Source organism: Kocuria rhizosphaerae, assembly GCF_044462265.1.
In the GTDB taxonomy this organism is placed as follows: domain Bacteria; phylum Actinomycetota; class Actinomycetes; order Actinomycetales; family Micrococcaceae; genus Kocuria; species Kocuria rhizosphaerae.
This window is the reverse complement of the sequence record NZ_JBISWL010000080.1, coordinates 24,691-44,982: the sequence shown is the minus strand read 5'-3', so window position 1 is coordinate 44,982 and position 20,292 is coordinate 24,691. Positions and strand designations below refer to the sequence as shown.

Genomic DNA, 20,292 nt, shown 5'->3' with positions numbered 1-20,292 from the left:
TGGACCTCCCCGGCCGGACGCATCCACGTCACCTACCCCCAGCACCACCACCACCCCCTGCTCAGCCCCCTGCGCCTCCCCGACCACCTCACCGAGGACCGGTCCAGCCACGACCCGCCGCAGGACCCACCACCCCTGCCCCCCGGACCGCCGCCCCTCGACGAACCACCACCCTTCTGAGCCCCACCCTGCTGAATCCCCACGGGCAGGCCACCGACGCCGGATGCCCCGGTCGCGCAGGCAGACGACGTATCACTCACGCGACGGGGTTCTCGGACCGTCATTTTTCCCCGGGGGCGCTGCCGGCGCTCAGGCCGGCGAGGGCCTTACGGCCGGATCGGAGCTCGGAGAGGTTCCCCGGTGGACAGCCCCGGCCGGACAGGAACGGCGATCAGCTCCTTCCGACCGGACGGGGTCACGCCGGCCGCCGCCGTTGCCAGTGCTTCCCACCGCGCATCGTGCCCACGGAAAAGGTGCCCTTGCCGAATCCGGACCTGGGAGTCCTGACAGACCCCAGTGCCTCGAGCCGGAGGACACCTCTTCGCACTGCACCGTTCCAGCCGACACCTACCGTCCGCGGATCCGGGTCCTGACCCGTCGCCGAGGACGCGGCGTCCAGCGGGGACAGGCTCAGGTCAGATCCGTCTCGGAGCGCTCGATCCGCTCCCCGGTGCCGGGATCCTGCACGGTCCGGCGGGTCGAGCGCCGCCGGGACGGCGCCGCGGCGGCGATGAGGACGATCACCAGGTACACGACGCCCACCCAGAAGATGATCTGGCCGATGAGGTCCACGTTCACGGGTCCGACGGCGTCCGGCACCGCGAGCCAGAGGATCAGGCCGGCGGCGATGGTGATCAGGGGTCCTGCGAAGCTGTAGCGCATGGGGGGTCCTCTCCCGGGTTCGGACAGTGCACTGACGGCTTAAGTATCGCAAATTCCCGGCGCTGATGGGCGGCCGGTGCCGATCACCGCCGTCGGCCGCCCATCGGGTCAGCTCTTCGGGGGCCCGGCCGCAGGGTTCTCCTGCGCCTCCTCGGGATCCTTCTCCCACGGCGCCCTGACGGGGAAGTACCGTTCCAGGAACTGGCGGATGCGCTCTGCCCGCTCGGCGGCGGGGACCTCCGGGAAGCTTCCGTCGTTGAGGCAGAACATGTCCAGGTTGCGCCGTGAGAGGAGCTTGTCCATCTGCTTCAGTCCCGCGCGCGTCGTGGTGTCCACGTACTCGGTGCGGGCCGTCTCCTGGGTGACCGCTCGGCCCGTGAGCAGGGCGTAGTAGTGGTACAGGGAGTTGGTCACCGAGATGTTCTCCGCGGCGCGGAAGCGGCTGGCCGCTGTGCGCTCGAACTCCCGGGGGAAGTCCTGCTCCATCCTGGCCACGACGCTGCGGCGCAGGGGCGCGGCGCAGTGCTCCAGGTGCCGGGTGGTGATCCGCCCGAAGCGCTCCCGGAGCAGCCTGCGGTTGACGCGGGCCGCGTTCTCGAATCCCGATCGCTCGGGGTGGCCCTCGCCGAGGCCGATCCGCGTGCTGGCCTCCACGAACTTGGTGACCCCACCGGGGGAGAAGAACAGTCCGGGGCCGATCTGGCGGCCGAAGAACATGTCGTCGTTGGAGTACAGGAAGTGCTCGGAGAGCCCCTCGATCCGGTGCAGCTGCGCCTCGACGGCCTGCGAGTTGTACACGGGCAGCACCGAGGTGTCCGCGAAGAAGTCCTCGCTGCGCGCGATCCGCACGCGCGGGTGCTCGGCCAGCCAGGCCGGAGGCCTCGAGTCGGTGGCGATCCAGATGGTCCGCACCCACGGCGCGAACATGTGCACCGAGCGCAGGGCATACTTCAGCTCGTCGACCTGCCGGAAGCGGGCCTCGTGGTCGTCGCCCTCGCCCAGCACCGCATTCTGCTGGTACGACGCCCGCACCCGCCGGTACTCGGCATCGGAGCCGTCCACCCAGGAGAAGACCATGTCGATCTCGAAGTCGATGTCGCTCGCGTGGTCCGCGAACATGTTCTCGATCGTGGGCCACTGCAGGCCGAACCGCTCCACGGTGCCCGGCACCGCCTCTGTGCGCGAGACGCTGCGGCGGGTCAGGGAGTTCTCCATGGGCAGCGTGAACTCCTGCTCCCCGAACTCCCACAGCTCGATCTGCACGCCGGTGGCGGCGCCGTAGTAGAGCTTGGACTCCTTCGAGTAGTGGGGTCGGTACAGACGCAGGACGCGGGAGTTGCGGCGGTGGGAGAGCTCGCCGTCCGCGAGCAGCTCGGACGTCTTCTTCTTCGTGTCCATCGGTTTGACGTAGTACGGCTCGCCGGCGGCCGCTTCGACGAGGGCCTCCCGCAGGCGCGGCCGGTCCTTGAGGTCGACGGCGATCACCGGCCGCTCGTCGTTGCCGCGGACCAGGAGGTAGTCGACCTCGGCGCGGTCCAGGACCCCGCGCACGAACAGGAGGTTCTCCACCATGACGTCGTAGGGCGTCCGGTCGCGCAGCCGCACGGCGAAGCGGTCCTTGTAGCGCACCACGTCGTCGCGCTGGGTCAGGGCCGTCGCCGACTCGCGCGACGGGCTGCGGACGTCGTCGCCGTCCGCGCCGTCCTCGGGTGCGGGGAAGTAGGTGGGGTCGAGCAGGGTCGAGTTGATGGTGCCTCCTCAGGGTGCCGGACCGCGCGCAGGCGGCGATCTCATGATACGGCCGGAGGTGGCGAACGCGTCAGGGGAGGGGCTGGCAGCGGGCGCAGAACCACACGGCCCGGTCCCTCGACGGCCCGGCGTGCGGTTCGCCGGGGACGAGCTCGGCGTCGTCGATCCTGCTCTCGGTGACCGGCGTCCCGCACCGACGGCACGGCTGCCGGCCCCGCCCGTAGACCCACAGCTGCGCGCCGCGGCGGGCCGGCCCGCCCACCGTGGAACGCTGCGCGCGGTCCCGGTTGACGTGGAGCAGCCGCTGGGCCAGGTCGACGAGCGCCCCGGGGTCCGGGACGTCGGCCACCGGGGTGAAGGGGTGCAGGCGCCGCAGGAACAGCACCTCGCTGCGGTAGACGTTGCCGATCCCTGCGAGGTTGCGCTGGTCCATGATCGCCGCCGCGACGGCCCTGCTCGGGTGGCTGGCCAGCCTGGCGAGCGCCTCCCCCCGGTCCCAGTCCGGCCCGAGGAGATCGGGCCCGAGGTGGCCCACGACGTCGTCCTCCTCGGCGGTGGGCAGCAGGTCCAGCATGCCGAGGTCGAAGCCCACGGCCTGGGCGGCCGCGGTCTCCAGCACCGCCCGGGCCTGGTGGGCGGGCCGGCGCCACCGGACCCCGCGCGGGTAGACGTGCCACAGGCCCTCCATGAGCAGGTGGGAGTGCAGGGTCAGCGGGACCAGGCCCTCGGGGCCGCCGTCGACGCGGATCAGCAGGTGCTTGCCGCGTGGCACGACCTCCGTCACGGTGCGCCCGGACAGGTCCGCGGTCGCGACCGACGGGAACCGCAGGTCGCTGCGCTCCAGGACCTTCCCGGCCAGGGCACGGCGCAGCAGCGCGGCCTGGCGGTGGACGGTGTCACCCTCCGGCACGATCGCCCCCTCGCCCGCCGGTCACCGGCGCATCCTGAGCCCGCGCGGGGTCGAGTAGAAACCGCCCGCGACGAGGGACTCCCGCACGGCCGCCTCGAGGGGGCCCGCGCCGAGGACCTCGGCGCCGTTGACCTTCTCGACCGTCAGCTTGTCCACGGCGCCCCGGCGGACCGTGTCGGCCACGGCCGGTCCGGCCGCGGCCAGGGCTTCGGGGTCCTCCGTGAAGGCGAGGACCGTGCGGCCTCCGCGTTCCACGTACAGGACCAGCGCCCCGTCCACGAGCACGACGACGGCGCCCGCCTTGCGCCCGGGCCGGTGCCGGCCCGTGGTGCCGGACCCGCCGGCGGGGGAGGCCGCAGGCTCGGGCCACTCGAGAGCCGCCCCGTACGGGTTGGCGGGGTCGGTCGCGGCCAGGGCGAGCGCCACCGGTGCCTCGGCGCGCACCTGGTCGTCGGTGCCGAACGTGCGCAGGTGGTCCACCGTGGCGGGCTGCGCGAACTGCGCCGCGCCCAGCCCCTCGACGAAGTAGCCGCGGCGGGCCCTGCCGGAGTCCTCCAGGGTGGACAGCACCTTGTACATCGTGGCGAAGCCGCCGGGAACCTCCTCGACGGCCACGGGGCCTCGGGTCACCACGCCGTAGCGGTCCAGCAGCAGTTCCGCGGTCGCGGAGGCGCGGAGGGTGGGGTCCAGCGGATCGGGCCGCAGGGCGGACCAGCGCCCGGCCACGAGCGGCGAATCGTGGCGCTCGAGGGTCACGGCGGCCGTGCGTGGGCCGGGGCGGGATTCGGCGCCGCGCAGCCGGGCGGCACCGCGGCGGACGGTGGAACGGCCGCGGGGCGTCCGTGGCCGGTGCCGGTGCGCGGCCTGGCCGCCCGCCAGCAGGGAGCGCACCGGGTGGAAGGTGTCGTTGGTGATCAGCCCGGCCCACACGAGGTTCCACAGGGCCGTGGTCAGCTCGGCGGCCGGGACGGGCTCGTCCCCGAGCAGGCCCTGCAGCTGCGGGAAGAACCACGCACCGCCGGAGGCCATGGCCTCGAGGACGCGCCGCTCCAGGGCGGAGTCCAGGGCCACCGCGCGTGCGGCCAGGTCCTGGGCCGGCGGCAGGGTGAGCTGCGCGGCCTCGCTCAGGTGCAGCGAGACCCAGCCGTCGTCCCCGGCCAGGGAGCCGGCGCCGGACCAGAGGAGCTCTCCCGAGGCGGTGAGCTCGTCGAGCAGCTCCGGGCGGTAGTCGGCCACCCGGGCCGCGAGCACGAGCGGCTCCCAGGCCGAGGCGGGGACGGCCACGCCCGCGAGCTGGTCCACCACGGTGAGGACGCCGTCCTCCCCGCGCAGCTGGTTGCCCCGTCCCACGTGCTGCCACGCGGGGAGGAACCGGGCGTAGACCTGCGCGGGGACCGGCTCGACGTCGCGGCGCAGGGCGGCCAGCGACCGACGGCGGATCCTGCGCAGCACCTCGGTCTCGCACCACTCGGAGGCGGCGGGACCGCGTCCGCCGGAGTCGGGCCGCACCGGCCGGAACTCGCCCTCGACCACGCGCCGGTCCGCGGCGAGCCGCTCCAGCGTGGTGCGGACCACCGCCACGCCGAGTCCGAGGTGCGCGGCGGCCTCGTCCACCGTGAAGGGTCCGTGGGTGCGGGCCCACCGGGAGACGAGATCGGCCAGCGGGTCCTCGACCGGTTCCACGAACGCGAGCGGCACGCCCATGGGCAGGGGGACGCCCAAGGCGTCGCGCAGCCGGGCGGCGTCCTCGATCGCGGCCCAGTGCTCGACGCCGCGCAGGTGAACCCGCAGGGCGCGGTTGGCCGAGACGAGCCGGCCGAGCCATCCGGCGGCGACTCCCTCGGGGCACGGGGCCTCGGCGTCCTCGGGGTCCTGGAGCCTCCGGGCGGCCTCGGCGGCGGTGAGCGGGCCCAGCAGTCGCAGTAGGTCGGCCGTTCCCTCGAGCCCGCGCAGCCGCCGGTCGGGGGCGAGCCGCTGCAGCTCCGCCTCGGTGCGCTCGATGACGTCGGGGTCCAGCAGCTCGCGCAGCTCGGCGCGGCCCAGGAGCTCGTTGAGCAGGGCGGCGTCGAGGGACAGGACGGCGGCCTTGCGTTCGGCGAGGGGGGAGTCGCCCTCGTAGAGGAACTGGGCCACGTAGCCGAACAGGAGGGTGCGGGCGAAGGGGGAGGGCTGCTCGGTGGTGGTCTCCACCACCCGGATCGAGCGTCGCCCGACCGCGCGGTGGAGCTCCTTGAGCGCGGGCAGGTCGTAGACGTCCTGGAGACACTCGCGGATCGTCTCCAGGATGATCGGGAACTGCGGGTACTTCCGGGCGACGTCGAGCAGCTGCGCCGAGCGCTGGCGCTGCTGCCACAGCGGCGAGCGCCGGCCGGGGTCGCGCCGGGGCAGCAGCAGGGCCCGGGCCGCGCACTCCCGGAACCGGGACGCGAACAGCGCCGAGCCGCCCACCTCCTCCGTGACGATCCGGTCGAGCTCGTCGGCGTCGAAGAGGAACAGCTCCGCCCCCGGGGGCTCGTCCTCCATGGCCGGCACCCGCAGCACGATGCCGTCGTCGGCGGCCTGCGCGGAGCCGTCCAGCCCGTACCGTTCGTGCAGCCGCGCACCGACGGCCAGGGCCCACGGCGCGTGCACGGGCATCCCGAACGGCGAGTGCAGCACCACCCGCCAGTCCCCGAGCTCGTCGTGGAAGCGCTCGACGACGAACAGCCGGTCCGAGGGGACCTGTCCCACGGCGTCCTTCTGCTCGGCCACGTAGGCGAGCAGGTTGTCGGTGGCCCACTCGTCGAGACCGGCCTCGCGCAGGCGGGCACGGGCGTCCTCCTCGGAGGCCCCGGCGATCTCGCGGTTGAACCGGCCCACCGCACGGCCCAGCTCCACGGGCCGGCCGGGTCCGTCCCCGTGCCAGAACGGCAGCTTGCCCGGGACGCCCGGGGCGGGGGAGACGATGACACGGTCGTGGGTGATCTCCTCGATCCGCCAGCTGGAGGCGCCCAGGGCGATGACGTCGCCCACACGGGACTCGTAGACCATCTCCTCGTCGAGCTCGCCCACTCGCTTCGAGTTCTTGCCGTCCTGTGCGCCCACCAGGTAGACCGCGAACAGCCCGCGGTCCGGGATGGTCCCGCCCGAGGTCACGGCCAGCCGTTGCGCGCCGGGCCGGCCCTCGATGGTGCCGGTCTCGCGGTCCCAGACGATGCGCGGGCGCAGCTCGGCGAACTCGTCGGACGGGTACCGACCCGAGAGGAGATCCAGGGTGGCGTCGTAGGCGGAGCGGGGCAGGGAGAGGAACGGCGCGGAGCGGCGGACGGTGTCGAACCACTCCTCGACGTCGACGGGCCCGAGCGCGCTGGCCGCGACCGTCTGCTGGGCCAGGACGTCGAGCGGGTTCAGCGGGACCGCGAGCGGCTCGATCCGTCCCTGGATCATGCGCTCCACCGTGACCGCGGCGTCCAGGAGGTCGCCGCGGTGCTTGGGGTAGAACCAGCCGCGCGAGACCTCGCCGACCTGATGGCCCGCGCGTCCCACGCGCTGCAGCCCCGAGGCGGCCGAGGGCGGCGCCTCGATCTGGACGACGAGGTCCACCGCGCCCATGTCGATGCCCAGCTCGAGGGAGGACGTGGCCACCACGCAGCGCAGCCGCCCGGTCTTGAGGTCGTCCTCGATGAGCGCACGCTGGTCCTTCGAGACCGACCCGTGATGGGCGCGTGCCAGCACCGGGGCCGCGCCCTCGTAGCGTCCGGTCTGCCGCCGGAGGCCGGCAGGCTCCTCCGCACGGCCCGGCTCCGGAGCGTCCGGCTGCGGGCGGTCCGGCTGCGCCATGTCCGGCTCCGCGCGGTCCGGCGCCGCGCTGTCCGGACTCCCGCCCGGCGGACGGTCCAGGATCCCGCGGAGCACCTCGCCCACGGGCTGCGGCTGCTCGTTCCCCGCGGGCGGCGCCGGGCCGTCGTCGCCCCACGGCCCGGCCTCCGCGGGCGGGCTGTCCGCGGAGGCGTGCTCGACGCGGAAGGCGTAGATCTCGTTGAGCCGTGCCGTGAGCTTCTCGGCCAGACCCCGGGAGTTGGCGAAGACGATGGTCGAGCGGTTCTCCAGGACCAGGTCCACGACCCGTTCCTCCACGTGCGGCCAGATCGACGCGGAGCTGCGCGGCTCCAGGGCGTCGAGGTCGTCGTCGCCGAACGCCGACCCGGCGAGCGACGGCGACGCTCCCGGCCCGCCCAGCACCGTCATGTCCGGGATCGGCACGGAGACCGTGAGGTCCCACTTCTTCTCCGCCCGGGGCGCGACCACGGTCACCGGTTCCCGGCCGCCCAGGAAGCGGGCCACGGTCTCGATCGGCTCGACGGTCGCGGAGAGACCGATGCGCTGCACCGGACGCTCCAGCAGCGCGTCGAGCCGTTCGAGGGTGACCGCCAGGTGCGCTCCGCGCTTGGTGCCCGCCACCGCGTGCACCTCGTCCACGATCACCGTCCCCACGTCCGTGAGGGTCTCGCGCGCCTTGGACGTCAGCATGAGGTACAGCGACTCGGGCGTGGTGATGAGGATGTCCGGCGGGTTGGTCAGCAGGGCCCGGCGGATCGCCTGCGGCGTGTCCCCCGAACGGACGCCCACGCTGATCTCGGGCGGCTCGACCCCGGCGTGGCGGGCGGTCTGGGAGATCCCGATCAGCGGGGCCCGCAGATTGCGCTCCACGTCCACGCCCAGCGCCTTGAGCGGGGAGATGTACAGGACCCGGGTCCCGCGGCGCCCGCCCCGGCCGCCGGCGGAGCGCGCCTTGTCCCTCAGGCTCTGCCCGTCACCTTCCCGGACCGTGGGGCGGGCCGGGACCGTGCCCGCGGCACCGCTCCCGGCGCCCTCGGCCACGAAGCGGTCGAGGGCCCACAGGAAGGCCGCGAGGGTCTTGCCGGAGCCGGTGGGCGCGACGATGAGGGCGTGGCGCCGGGCCGAGATCGCCCGCCAGGCGCCCTCCTGGGCCGGGGTGGGGGCGGCGAAGGCCCCCGAGAACCACGTGCGGGTGTGCTCGGTGAAGAGGTCGAGGGCCGGTTCAGGTGCCAAAGCCCTGGATCTCGAGCTGCTGGATCTGCGGATCGGCGCAGGCCTGCGCCGGGAACGGGACCACGACGGACTCCGTGCTCTCCGGCGGGTACACGCGCAGCCCGGCGGCGGCCCGGGCGTCGCACGCGGGGTAGTTGCCGGCCTGGCCCACTCGCAGAACGGCGCTGACGGACTCGCCGGGTGCCACGGCCTGGCCGGTGCCCGGCGTGGTGGCGTCCCGCACGGCCGGTGCGCCGATCATCGCGCCGGAGGCGTCCACGAAGGACACGCCGGGGTAGCCGCCGAGCGTGCACGGGGTGTCGCTCGTGTTCGTGGCGGTGAGGTTCACGAAGACGGATCCGGCGGCGCCTCCGGCCGGCACGGCCACGAGCTCCAGCTGGCCGGCGGTGCACCAGCGGGACCCGGCGCCGGAGGCCGCGCCACCGGCGGTCGCGTCGTCGGGCTCCTCCGCGGGCGCCGGGATCCCGCCGGGGGACCGTGCGGGATCCCCGGCCGTGGCCGTGGGCGTGGGCGACGGTGCGGCCGTGGACTCCTCCGTCGGCTCGGCGGTGCTTCCGGTGGTGCTCTCGTCGGTGGGGGACGGCGTGTCCTGGTCCTGCGTCCCGCCGGAGCACGCGGCCAGGGCGAGGACGGACAGGAGTGCGAGCGCGGCGGGGAACGGCCGGGACAGGGTCGAGGGTGACATCAGGGGGATCCTCCTCGTGCGGGCGTCGTGGAGGGCCGGGCCGCGGGGCGGCGACGTCCCTCTCGGGGGCCTCCAGTGTAGGGGCGGGCACCGACACGTCAGCAGGTCCACGGCCCCGTCCCCGTGCGATCGTGCCTGCACGGTCGTCCCCGGGCGATCATTCCCGCCCGGCCGTGCCGCGCGGGCGACGACCGTTCCCGACGTTCCCGTCGACGTGCCCGCCGACGTGTCCTCGGTGCGCTTCGGTCTGCGGGCCCGACGTCGTGGGCTACTGCGCGAAGCCCTCTCCGGGTTCCTCCGGCTTCCTCCCCCGGCGGGCTCGCCGGAGCGTGTTCCGCACCCGCTGCCCGGTGCGAGACCGGCGGCCCGGACCGGATCGTGGCCGGGCCACGTGGTCCGTGTCGTGGTCGGTGTCGAGATCCGGGTCGTGGCCGGTCTCGTGGTCTCGGTCGATGTGGACCGGGGGGAGTGCGGCGCGCAGGATCTGGGCGAGGTGCACGCCGTCGGTGCCGGTGCCCTGGGCGATCTGGGTGCGGCAGGAGAATCCGTCGGCGAGCACGATGGTGTCCGGGGCGGCGGCGCGGATGGCGGGGAACAGTTCGCGTTCGGCGAGGGTCTGGGAGACCTCGTAGTGGCCGGGCTCGAAGCCCCAGTTGCCGGCCAGCCCGCAGCAGCCCCCGCCGATGACGGTGGTGTCCATGCCCAGCTTCGCCAGCACGTCCAGCTCGGGGCCGTAGCCGCCGGTGGACTGCTGGTGGCAGTGGACCTGGCACAGCGCGGGGGCGGGGGCGGTGCCGGGGGCCGGTTCCCGGAAGGGCCAGGGCTTCCCGGCGGCCAGGTGGGCGGCGGTGAAGGCGCCCAGGGTCGTGGTGAGCTCCTTCATCCGGGCGGCCCGGGGGTCGCCGGGCAGCAGCTCGGTGATCTCGTGGGTGAGCATGACCGTGCAGGAGGGTTCCAGCCCGATGACCGGGTGGCCGGCGGTCAGCAGCGGTTCCATCACGTCCAGGGTGGCGGACAGGACCTTCCGGGTCATGTGCAGCTGGCCGGTGGAGTGCCAGGTCAGCCCGCAGCAGACGTTGCCCGTGGGCATCAGCACCCGGTAGCCCATGGCCTCGAGGACCTCCACGGCGGCCTTGCCGGGGGCGTCGGCGGAGAAGTTCGTGAAGGTGTCCGGCCACAGCACCACGGTGGGCGGGCCGTCGGTGGCGTCCCCGGGCCGGTGGCCGGCCCCGGGGATGGGGCGCTGCCGGAACCAGCGGGTGAGCGGCTGGTCGGCGAAGGAGATCATCCGCCGTTTCGGCTCGATCCCGCCCAGGCGCTTGGTGAGTTCCTCGACCGGGCGGAATGACTCGGCGGCGTTGATGGCCCGGAAGGCGAAGGGGACCTTCTCGGCCAGCCGCATCAGCAGCGGCATCCAGCCCATCGTCAACTGCGCCATGGGCCGGCGGTCCGGGCCCAGGAAGGAGGCCAGCCCGTGCCGGTAGTGGTGGTGGAGGAACTCGGCCTTGTAGGTGGCCATGTCCACGTTGACCGGGCACTCGCTCACGCAGGCCTTGCAGGACAGGCACAGGTCCAGGGCCTGCAGGGTCTCCTTCGACTTCCAGCCCTCGGTGATGGACTCCCCGCGCAGCATCTCGGCCAGGGACCGGGCCCTCCCGCGGGTGGAGTGCACCTCGTCGCCGGTGGCCTGGAAGGACGGGCACATCGCCCCGACGTCGGAGCGGCACGCCCCCACGCCCACGCACCGGTTGACGGCCCCGGCGAAGGACCCGCCGTCGGCGGAGAACGCGTGCACCGGGGTCAGCTCGAAGGTCCGCGCCCCGGGGCCGGGACGGATGCCCTGATCGATGGGCTCGGGGTCCACGAGCACCCCGGGGTTGAAGAGCCCCTCCGGGTCGAAGACGGCCTTGAACTGCCCGAAGGCCTCCAGGGCCTGCCGGGAGTAGATCGTGCCCAGCAGCTCCGAACGGGCCCGCCCGTCCCCGTGCTCCCCGGACACCGACCCGCCGTAGCGGTGCACCAGGGCCGCGGCGGCCTCGATGAACTGGCGGTAGGTGCCCACCCCGGCCTCGGTGGAGAGGTCGAAGGAGATGCGGATGTGCACACACCCCTCCCCGAAGTGCCCGAAGGGGATCCCGGTCAGACCCTTCTCGTGCAGCAGGTCGTAGAGGTCGGCCAGGTACTCCCCCAGCCGCGCCGGGGGCACCGCGGAGTCCTCCCAGCCCGGCCAGGCCTCCCCGCCCTCGGGCAGCCGCGTCACGATCCCGGCCCCGGCCTCCCGGATCCGCCACAGGCCCCTGGCCTGCTCCGCGCCGGAGACGATCACGGAGTCCACCACGTGCTCGCCCACCAGCCCCGGCAGCTCCCGCGCCCGGGCCTCGGCCTCCTCCAGGGTCTCCGCCCCGACCTCGCAGTACAGCCACCCCCCGCCGGCCGGCAGCTCGGCCCCGGCCCGCTCCTGGCCCGGGCGGGTGCGCAGGGCCGCCAGCAGGTCCGAGCCCATGCCCTCGATCGTGTACACCCCCGCCACCCGCAGCGCCGGGGCCGCGGTGGCCGCGGCGATCGCGTCCTGGAAACCGAGCACGGCCAGGGCCGTGTGCGCCGGTCGGGCCACCAGACGCACCGTCAGCCGCGTGATGATCCCGCAGGTGCCCTCCGACCCGGCGAAGGCCTTGGCCGTGTCGAACCCGTTCTCGCCCAGCAGGTAGTGCAGCCCGTACCCGGAGACCTGCCGGGGGAACTGCCCCAGCTCCGTGCGCAGCACCGCCAGATGCCGGTCCCGCAACCCCCTCAGGGCCGCGTCCAGGGCGGGATCGGACGTCCCGCCCGCGGCGAGCTCGACCTCCCGGCCGTCGGCGAGCATCACCGTCACCGACACCAGGTTCTCCGCCGAGGTCCCCCACGCCACCGAGTGCGAGCCGCAGGCGTTGTTGGCCACCATCCCCCCGATCGTGCACCGCGAGTGCGTGGAGGGATCCGGCCCGTAGGTCAGCCCGAACTCCGCGGCCGCCGCGCGCAGCTGATCACACACCACCCCCGGCTCGATCGTCGCCGTGCCCGCCTCCGGGTCGATCGCCAGGATCCGGTTGAAGTACCGGGAGGTGTCGATCACCAGACCCTCCCCGATCGCGTTGCCCGCCACCGACGTCCCCCCACCGCGGGCCACCACCGGCCAACCCCGCTCCCGCGCCAGCCCCAGCAGCTCCCGGACCTCCTCCACCGTCCGCGGCTCGGCCACGGCCGCCGGCAGCCGCCGGTAGATCGACGCGTCCGAGACATAGGCAGCACGCGTCATGAGGTCGTCACGGATCTCGGTCATGGGTCCACTTCCTGCACGGCGTCGCCGCCGGTCCGTCCGGGTCTGGTCAGGGCTGTGCGGGTCGTCCCCGAGGGGACGGGCCGGTCACCACTCGGGGGCGATGGTGACCTCGGCGCCGTCGAGGTCCTCGGACCACTCGACCTGGCAGGTGAGCCGGGAGGTGTCGTGACGGGTGTCGTCGAGCATCTCCAGGAGCTCCTCCTCCTCCTCGTTCGTCCCGCCGGTCTTCTGGAACGCGGCCGGGTCCAGGTAGGAGTGGCACGTGGAGCAGGAGGCGTTGCCGCCGCAGGTGGCGAGGATCGGGTACTTGTGGCGGGTGAGCGCCTCCATGAGCGTCTCGTAGTCCTTCCACTCCACCCCCTCGGTGCGGTTGCCCTCGCGGTCGATCACGGTGATCTTGATGCTGCTCACTGGATGGCCTCCTCGGGGCGCGGTCGCCCCTGGTCTCGACGTCGGAAATCCCGCCCCATTGTACGGTCGCGGGACGAGGGCCCCGTGCGCGCCTCAGCGGGCGCCGGGCAGGGTCCGGACGGTGAGCGCCTGGGCCACCTGGCCGAGGTAGCCGGCCTCGTCGTGCAGGGCGGACTCGGTCAGGCCGGCCCCCGTCGGGCCGAACGTCACGTGGGTGTCCAGGCCCACCCAGGGGGAGACCGGCTCGCGGACCAGGTGCACGCTGAGGTCCACGTTGGGGAAGGCCAGCTCGTGGGGCCCCACCCGCACGGCGATCCCGTTGGCCGCGTCCACGGCCGCGAGGAACCGTGCGGTGACGCAGACCTCCTCGCCGTCGACGACGGCGTGGGGCGCCCGAAGCCACATGGCGGCGCTGCCGGGCCGGTGCTCCCGCACCTGCCGGGCCTCGAGGGAGCCGATGTAGCCGCCGCCCCAGCGGCCGCCCAGGTGGGCCGGCACGGCCTCGTCGACCGCGGGCATGGCCGGTCGCAGCGTCCCCGCGGCCCCTGCGGTCTCCCCGCGGACCAGCCGCCACACGCTCAGCCGGATGCACGAGCGCCCGGCGTGGCTCATGGTGGCCTCGAGCAGCTCGATGGTGCGGCCGGGGCGGACCACCCGGGTGCTCACCTCCACCTCCCCGCCGGGGATGAAGCCGAGGATGTCGTAGGAGAAGCGCACCGGCAGCACGTCCTCGCGGGGGTGGCGGACCGCCACGGCGTGGGCCAGCAGCCCGGAGGCGGCCGCCATGTGCTGCTCGTCGTCGTTCCAGGCGCCCTGCGCGTGCAGCGTCGAGCGGAACCGGTCCGGGCCCAGCCGCACGAAGTAGGCGTCCGGGAAGTCCTCCCCGCCCGCGCCCAGGTGGCCCCGGGATCCGGTCATGGCTCCTCCTCGTCGTGCGCTCGCCGGGCGTTCGTCGTCCGGGCCGTCGGAGGCGACCCTACCCACCGGCCGGACCCGTGACGTCATCGTTATGCCGGTAATGTTCGGCCCGACCCTCCGACGACGGACGAGAGCTCCTACGCTGGGAGTCGGACCGCGTCCCGCACGGAGACCCCTCGACGCTCCGGCCGGCGGTCCGGGCCGGGGGGAAGGCCGACGACGCACCGCCCATGCCACGCACGCCGAGACCTTCCGGGGGTGGACGCGATGACCGGTACAGGGGATCGTCCTGCCCGGCCGGGGCTTCCCTGCGGTGACGGCCTCGTGCGCGAGCGGCTGCTGCGCAAGCTGGACCGCGCGCTCTCGGCGCGGCTGGGCCTCGTGGTCGCGGCGCACGGCACCGGCAAGACGACCCTGCTGGCGCACTGGGCGGCCCGGCGGCCGGGTCCGGTCATCTGGCACCGGGTGGACGCGGCCGACAGCCGCCCCGAACGCCTCCTCGCCCGCCTGGCGCGGGACGTGGCCGCGCTGGTGGGCGGGCCCGAGCCGCGATCCACGGCCGAGCTGGCCGCCCTGGCCGAACGGGCGCGAGGCCCCCTGTGCATCGTGCTCGACGACGTGCACCTGATCGTCGGCACCCCCGCCGAGACGGAGCTGGAGCGGCTGCTCGTCCTCAGCCCGCCCACCGTCCATCTCGTGGTGGCCGGACGGCAGGCGCCCTCGTTCAACGTCGCCCGCCCGGAGTTCAGCACGGCCGTGCTGGTCGACGGCGAGGACCTGCGCTTCCGCGCGCACGAGGCCCACGCCCTCTTCCGCGACGTCCACGGCCGGCGCCTGGACCCCTCTCAGGTGCTCGACCTCGTACGCACCACGGACGGCTGGGCCGCCGGACTGCACCTCTTCCACCTCCACGCCGTGAACCGCAGCCCGGTGGAGCGGCACCGGGCGGCGTGTGACGCCGGCGCCCACTACGCCCGGGACTACCTGAGGCAGCACGTGACGGGCGGTCTCCGCGCGGAGGAGACCCGCCTGCTGCAGGTGGCCTCCCTGTTCGACGTGGTGGTCCCGCGGTACTGCGACGCGCTGCTGGGCACCCCGGGCACCGCAGGGCCCGCCCTGCAGGACCTGCGGCGCCGGTCCTTCCTGGCGGAGGACGACCTCGCGGGAGGCCTGCGGATGCCGGCGCTCGTGCGCCGGTTCCTCGCCGAGGACCTGCGGGCGAGCTCCGAGCGCGGCCGCTGCGCGGCGCTGCGCGGGCGGGCCGCCGCGCTGCTGGAGCGTGACGGCGACCCGGGTGGCGCACTCGCCCTCCTCGCCGAGGACGGCCGGTGGGCGGAGGCGCTGCGCCTGCTCGAGCGGTCCGGCGCCGCGGCGGTCGGACCGGGGGCCTGCGCCTGGGCCGAGCACCTCTCCCCGGAGCTGGTCGAGGCGGAACCCGCGTTCGGTCTCGCCGAGGCCCGCCGGCTCTTCGACGACGGACGCTTCGCGGCGGCTCACGCGGCGGCGAGCCGGGCGCTGGCCCGCACCGACGTCCCGGCGCACAGGGTCCTCGCGACGGAGCTGCGGAATCGGGCCGCCGACTGGGCGGTCCACGAGGGAGCGGCTCCGCCCGGTGCGGGGCCCGGGCCCGAGCGCCCTCTGCGCGCGGCGACCCGGCACGATCCGGCCTCGGTCGCCCGGGAGCTGGGCGGGCACGAGGAGGAGCTGCTCCCGGCCGGCATCGCCTGGCTGCTCGCGGGCGACCGGCGGGCCGCCCTACCGCTGCTGCGCCGGAGCGCGCGCGACCTCGACCGGGACCGGCCCTCGGCGCTGGCGGCGCAGCTCGTCCTGGCGCTCTTCGGGTCCGAGGAGACCGGGGCCGTCCCCGGCGCCGCGGCCGACGAGATGGCGGCCGTCCAGCGCCACGCCCGGTACGGCGGACTCTCGTGGCTTGCACGGCTGTCCGAGGGCATGCTCGCGGCCCTGTCGGGAGGCGACGCCGGCGCCGAGATCGCCGACGCGGTGGTCCTCGACTGCGAGGAGCGCGGCGACCACTGGGGTGCGGCGCTCCTGCGCGCCGTCACGGTCCTGGCCGGACCTCGCGGCGGTGCGTCCCCGCGGGACGAGACCGCGGCTCTCGCCGTCCGGTTCCGGGCGCTGCACGCGGACGTGCTCGCCGCGTGGGCGAGTTCCCTGGCGCCCCGTCCGGGCGGTGACCTGCCGCCCGGGGCGCTCGCGCTGACCGGGCGCGCGCCGACCGCGCCGGCGCAGGACGGACCCGGCGCGGCGTCGGTGTGCTGCTTCGGGGGCCTCACGGTGCGGGTCGGAGACGCGTCACTGGACCTCGACGGCGTGCGGCCGCGTGCCCGCACCGTGCTGCGGCTGCTGGCCCTGCACGCCGGGCGGCCCGTGCACCGGGACCGGCTCGCGGGGATACTCTGGAGCGACCTGGAGCCGGTCCGGGCGCTGCACAACCTGCAGGTGAACATCTCCGCGCTGCGCCACGTCCTGGACGAGCACGGTGGCGGCCGCGGGGCGATCGCACGCCAGGGCGACTCCTACGTGCTCTTCCCCGGAGCCGGCGCCCGGTCCGACGTCGACGGGTTCGACGCCCTCGTGCACGAGGCGGAACGGGCGCGGCGGAGCGGGGACCTGCCGCGGACGGAGACCGCTCTGGAGGCCGCGGTCGAGCTCTACGCCGGAGACCTCCTCCCCGAGGAGGGAGCCGCGGACTGGCTCGTGGACATCCGCGACCGCTACCGGTTCCGGGCGGCCCAGGCCGCGGGCGACCTGGCACGGACGAGGGCATCCCTGGGTCGCGGGGACACCGCGATCCCCGCCGCGGAGCGCAGCGTCGAGCTCGACCCGTGGCGGGACGAGTCGTGGCGTCTGCTCGTCGAGCTGCTGCAGGACGCCGGAGAGCTCGCCGAGGCCGAGCGCACGCGGCGCCGCTACCACGACATGCTGGACGCCCTCGGGATCCGCGGCGGTCCCGGATGAGCTGCGGGCGCCGGGGCGGCGGTCCCGGCACCCGTGTCCGGGGAGGGTGCCGGTCCCGTGGGGCGCCGGCCCGTACTCACAGCACGAACACCAGCAGCAGGACGAGCAGGACGAGGGCGAGCACCGCCCAGAGCACCGGGGACGGCCGGCGCCGCGGAGGCGGGGGAGGGGGCTCGGCCGGGACGGCGTGACCGGTCCGGCCGAGCTCCAGGGCGCACCGCCGGCAGAAGTGCCGCTCGGGGGAGTTCCCGGCTCCGCACCGGGGGCACGCGACCTCCCCGGGTGCCACGACGTCGGGCGCCGGGCGTGCGGGGCGGGGCGGAGGAGGGGCTCCGCCCCCGGACGGCACCCCCTCCGCGTCCCGCGAGGGCCTGACGGGGCTGGGCGCGCGCGACGTCGACGACTTCACCCTGGCCGTCCCGTCGGGAGGCGGAGGTGAGGAGTGCGACGGGTGGGGTGGGGGCGGTGCGGAGGAGCGCTGGGGCGGGGGCCGCCGCGGGGACTCCGGCGGGAACCCGGCTCGGGACGACGACGAGGACCCGGGCCGGGAGGACGACGAGGGCTCCGGCGTGGACTCCGGCGGCAGCGGGGAGACCTTGTCGCTGGTGCGCCGGACCGTCGAGGGGGAGGGGCGCCGGGCCGGTGCTTCGCGCGCAGGGGGACCCGGTTCCGCCGGCGGGGGTGGCGTGGACGGCCCGGTGCCGCCGCGGGGTGGCCGGGCACGCGGCGTGGTGCCGCCGTCGCGGGGTGGCCCGGCAGGCGGTGCGGACGGCTGGTCCTCCCACGCCAGGAACGCGTTGCAGTTGGAGCAGAACTCGGCGCCCGCCGCGTTGCGGGTGCCGCACTCCGGACAGATCTGCATGGCGATCTCCTCAGGTCCCGGTCTCGGACGTCTCGAGCACCTCGAGCGTGTGGGGCACGTGCGCCGGTTTCACGGCACGGACCACGGCGTCGAGCCGGCGGACGTCCACGTCCGCCACCGAGCGGGCGTAGGCCCGGACGTGCAGCCCCGGACGGGACGAGCCCGGCAGCTCCGTGTGCGGGGTCCGGGACCAGACCGTTCCCCCGGAGTCCTCGATGTCGACGTGGACCACGCCGGCGGCGGCGAGCCGGACGGCGTCGGCGATCCCCGCGGCGGTCCCGCGGCGCCGGTGGATGCGGGCCCCGTTCGCGACGATCTCCCGGCGCTGTGCCACGGGCCAGTGCTCGTCGACGCGCACCCCCACCCACTCGGAGAGCCAGGTGAGGAAGTCCTCGGGGGCCAGCTGCGGGTCCACGTAGGAGGCCAGGCCGTCGAGGGTCAGGAACACGGGTGCCAGCGACTCGTCGAAGCCGGCCAGGAACCGCTGCAGGAACTCGTCCTCCTGCAGCACGGCCGGGAGCCGGGAGGCCACCGGGACGGGGCTCTCGAGCCCGGGGATCAGCCCGCGCATCTCACTCGCCCTCCGCGACGCGGACTTGGTGGCCGACGGAGAACACCAGATCGTGCTTGCCCAGGTCGATCCGCTGCACGCGCTCGCCGCGCTCGCCGGTGCGGGGGTCGACCGCGAAGAGGAAGACCTCGTCCACGATCTCGGTGCCGGGGAGCCGCTGGAGCACCGCGTGCACCTCGCCCGACTGCACCGGCCGGCCGAAGGGCCAGCCGTCCCCGTCGGGGCCGCCGCGGATCGGGTCGAAGTACTCGTACAGGGCCTGGAGCGACAGCCGTTTGAGGGAGTCGGTCGCGACCTTCCGACGGGCCGTCAGACGGGCGACGACCGTCACCCCCAGGTAGCGGGGCGGCTCGACGACGACGCGGGCGCCGACCGGGCGCCGTTCGTCGAGGTACTCGGCCACGACGGTGAGGGTGTTGTCGTCGGGGACGAGGTCACCGAAGCGCAGCCGGGCCTCCTCGTCGGGGACGGCGGAGGGGACCACGAGCACCCGCACCCCGCCCGCGTCCGCCGCGGAGGTCGCCGGGATGCAGCGCACCCGGGCGATGCCGGGCGCCGCCCGGCGGGCGAGCTGCTCGTAGTCCTCGCTGGTCACCGCACGGTCGCGGGTGCGAAGGGCGAGCGGGCCACGCTGCCGGGCCTGGTCGACGGTCTCCACGGCCACGCCTCCCTGCGCGGCACGGCGGTTCTCGATCCGCACCACGAAGGGGATGGTGGAGCGCAGGACGGTCACCGTGCGCGGGGCGACGTTGCCCCGCGGTCCGCCGCCGGTCCGGTACTCCCGGACCCGCAGCGTGCTGCCCACGGGCGGAACGGCGCCGTAGCGCCGCAGGGAGCCGTCCGGTTCGCGGACGGCGGGCGGGAGCCGGACGACGCCGTCGGCGCGGTCGAGCTGGACCACCCGGTCGCCCGGGGAGCAGTTGGCGAAGGTGTCCACCTCGGTCCAGGTCTGCCATCCGGAGCCGTCGCCGACCTCGACCGAGAAGTCGCGTCCGTCCGGGACCACGGGCCGCCGGGCGAGGGGGAAGGCCTGGCCCGGGGCGCCGTCGGAGGTGCCGAGGACCTCGCCGTGGACCGTCTCGGCGTGCACCGCCGGGACGGACCCGCCGATCGTGAAGGCGGTCACGCTCCTGATCCCGGGCGAGGCGCTGTAGGGCGGGTAGCCCTCGGCCGGCAGGACCACCCGGCAGCGGAGCCAGCCGGCCCGGGTCCCGCCGACCACGGAGGCCGTGTGGGCGTGCGGCAGGTGCAGGACCACGTCGCCCGGGCGGTTGAGGCCTCCGGTCTCGTCCCGGTCCACGTCGCACCGGGTCCAGCCGGAGCGGGTCCAGGCCTCCCAGACGAGCGGCGGGTGCCGGGGGTCCACACCGACGCCGCGGACCTCGCAGTCGAACCGCAGGGCCACCGCGCAGGACGGCGCGCTGTCGTCGAGGCCCAGCATCAGCACGTCGTCGGGCAGGGGAGGCGCCCCGAAGCACGGGAAGTCCTCGCCCCCGCGCGGGCGGGCGGGCCGCACGACGGGCTCGCCCCCGTGGCTGCTGGTGCGCAGGTGGGCGAGGCTGCGCGGCGGGATCACGAGCTCACGCGCCGTGGCGAAGGCGACGGCGTCGTCCTCGTCGGTGCGCCGGGTGGCGGCCTCCGTGCCCTCCGGGACGACCACGGGGTTGGGCTGCGGCGCGGAGAGCCACAGCAGCAGCTCCACCGTGGCGGCCGTCGGCGGGTGCAGGCTCACCCCCAGCAGGTCCAGGAAGGCGATGTAGAGCCGGTCGGGGATCCGGTTGAGGCGGTAGAACAGCTCGTCGGTCATGAACGCGAACGCCTCGATGAGCGTCACCCCCGGATCGGAGACGTTGTGGTCCGTCCACTCCGGGCAGCGCTGGGCGATCATGCGCTTGGCGTCGTCCACGAGGTCCTGGAAGCGGCGGTCGTCGAGGTGCGGGGAGGGGAGCATCGG

Annotated in this window: 13 protein-coding genes and 1 pseudogene; 2 read left to right on the top strand and 12 right to left on the bottom strand. The window is 74.9% G+C overall.

Annotated features, from left to right (window positions below; translation table 11 throughout):
* Positions 1–180, top strand: a 180-nt coding sequence (locus ACH9EU_RS09585; protein WP_396413705.1) for a hypothetical protein, incomplete at its 5' end; no start/stop codon positions are given.
* A 450-nt stretch (positions 181–630) separates the two neighbouring features.
* Here the strand turns inward: ACH9EU_RS09585 and ACH9EU_RS09580 are convergent.
* From ACH9EU_RS09580 to ACH9EU_RS09545, 8 genes are all read right to left on the bottom strand, one after another.
* Complete coding sequence (locus tag ACH9EU_RS09580) at positions 631–882, bottom strand: DUF6458 family protein (protein ID WP_396413704.1); 252 nt, start codon at positions 880–882, stop codon at positions 631–633.
* Between the two features lie 108 nt (positions 883–990).
* Entirely contained in the window at positions 991–2,619 is a 1,629-nt protein-coding gene (locus ACH9EU_RS09575; protein WP_396413706.1) for a stealth family protein, read from the bottom strand.
* 82 nt (positions 2,620–2,701) lie between these two features.
* Positions 2,702–3,541: a DNA-formamidopyrimidine glycosylase family protein gene (locus ACH9EU_RS09570; protein WP_396413703.1), complete on the bottom strand. Its 840-nt coding sequence runs from the start codon at positions 3,539–3,541 to the stop codon at positions 2,702–2,704.
* Positions 3,542–3,562: 21 nt separating this feature from the next.
* Entirely contained in the window at positions 3,563–8,593 is a 5,031-nt protein-coding gene (locus ACH9EU_RS09565; RefSeq protein ID WP_396413702.1) for an Lhr family ATP-dependent helicase, read from the bottom strand.
* A complete protein-coding gene (locus ACH9EU_RS09560; protein WP_396413701.1) occupies positions 8,583–9,278 on the bottom strand; it encodes a DUF4232 domain-containing protein in 696 nt (231 codons plus the stop codon). Before ACH9EU_RS09560 ends, ACH9EU_RS09565 begins: the two co-directional genes overlap by 11 nt.
* Before the next feature lie 268 nt (positions 9,279–9,546).
* Positions 9,547–12,597 carry an FAD-linked oxidase C-terminal domain-containing protein gene (locus tag ACH9EU_RS09555; RefSeq protein WP_396413700.1) on the bottom strand — a complete coding sequence of 1,017 codons (3,051 nt, stop codon included), beginning with the start codon at positions 12,595–12,597 and terminating at the stop codon, positions 9,547–9,549.
* A gap of 84 nt (positions 12,598–12,681) precedes the next feature.
* Positions 12,682–13,008, bottom strand: a complete 327-nt coding sequence (locus ACH9EU_RS09550) for a 2Fe-2S iron-sulfur cluster-binding protein (protein WP_396413699.1) — start codon at positions 13,006–13,008, stop codon at positions 12,682–12,684.
* 93 nt (positions 13,009–13,101) lie between these two features.
* Positions 13,102–13,926 carry an acyl-CoA thioesterase domain-containing protein gene (locus ACH9EU_RS09545; RefSeq protein ID WP_396413698.1) on the bottom strand — a complete coding sequence of 275 codons (825 nt, stop codon included), beginning with the start codon at positions 13,924–13,926 and terminating at the stop codon, positions 13,102–13,104.
* A 324-nt stretch (positions 13,927–14,250) separates the two neighbouring features.
* Between ACH9EU_RS09545 and ACH9EU_RS09540 the strand changes: the two genes are divergently transcribed.
* A complete protein-coding gene (locus tag ACH9EU_RS09540) occupies positions 14,251–16,905 on the top strand; it encodes a BTAD domain-containing putative transcriptional regulator (protein ID WP_396413697.1) in 2,655 nt (884 codons plus the stop codon).
* 76 nt (positions 16,906–16,981) lie between these two features.
* On the opposite strand, the gene ACH9EU_RS09535 is transcribed toward ACH9EU_RS09540, so the two are convergent.
* The 4 genes and pseudogenes from ACH9EU_RS09535 to ACH9EU_RS09520 all read right to left on the bottom strand — a co-directional run bounded on the left by ACH9EU_RS09535 (position 16,982) and on the right by ACH9EU_RS09520 (position 20,289).
* A complete protein-coding gene (locus ACH9EU_RS09535; protein WP_396413707.1) occupies positions 16,982–17,194 on the bottom strand; it encodes a hypothetical protein in 213 nt (70 codons plus the stop codon).
* Positions 17,195–17,701: 507 nt separating this feature from the next.
* Positions 17,702–17,767 (bottom strand): annotated as a pseudogene (locus tag ACH9EU_RS09530) (zinc-ribbon domain-containing protein); the annotation flags it as partial.
* A 10-nt stretch (positions 17,768–17,777) separates the two neighbouring features.
* Positions 17,778–18,338, bottom strand: coding sequence for a phage tail protein (locus tag ACH9EU_RS09525; protein WP_396413696.1), 561 nt, complete (start codon positions 18,336–18,338; stop codon positions 17,778–17,780).
* 1 nt (position 18,339) lies between these two features.
* Positions 18,340–20,289, bottom strand: a complete 1,950-nt coding sequence (locus ACH9EU_RS09520; protein WP_396413695.1) for a putative baseplate assembly protein — start codon at positions 20,287–20,289, stop codon at positions 18,340–18,342.
* Positions 20,290–20,292: the final 3 nt, after the last annotated feature.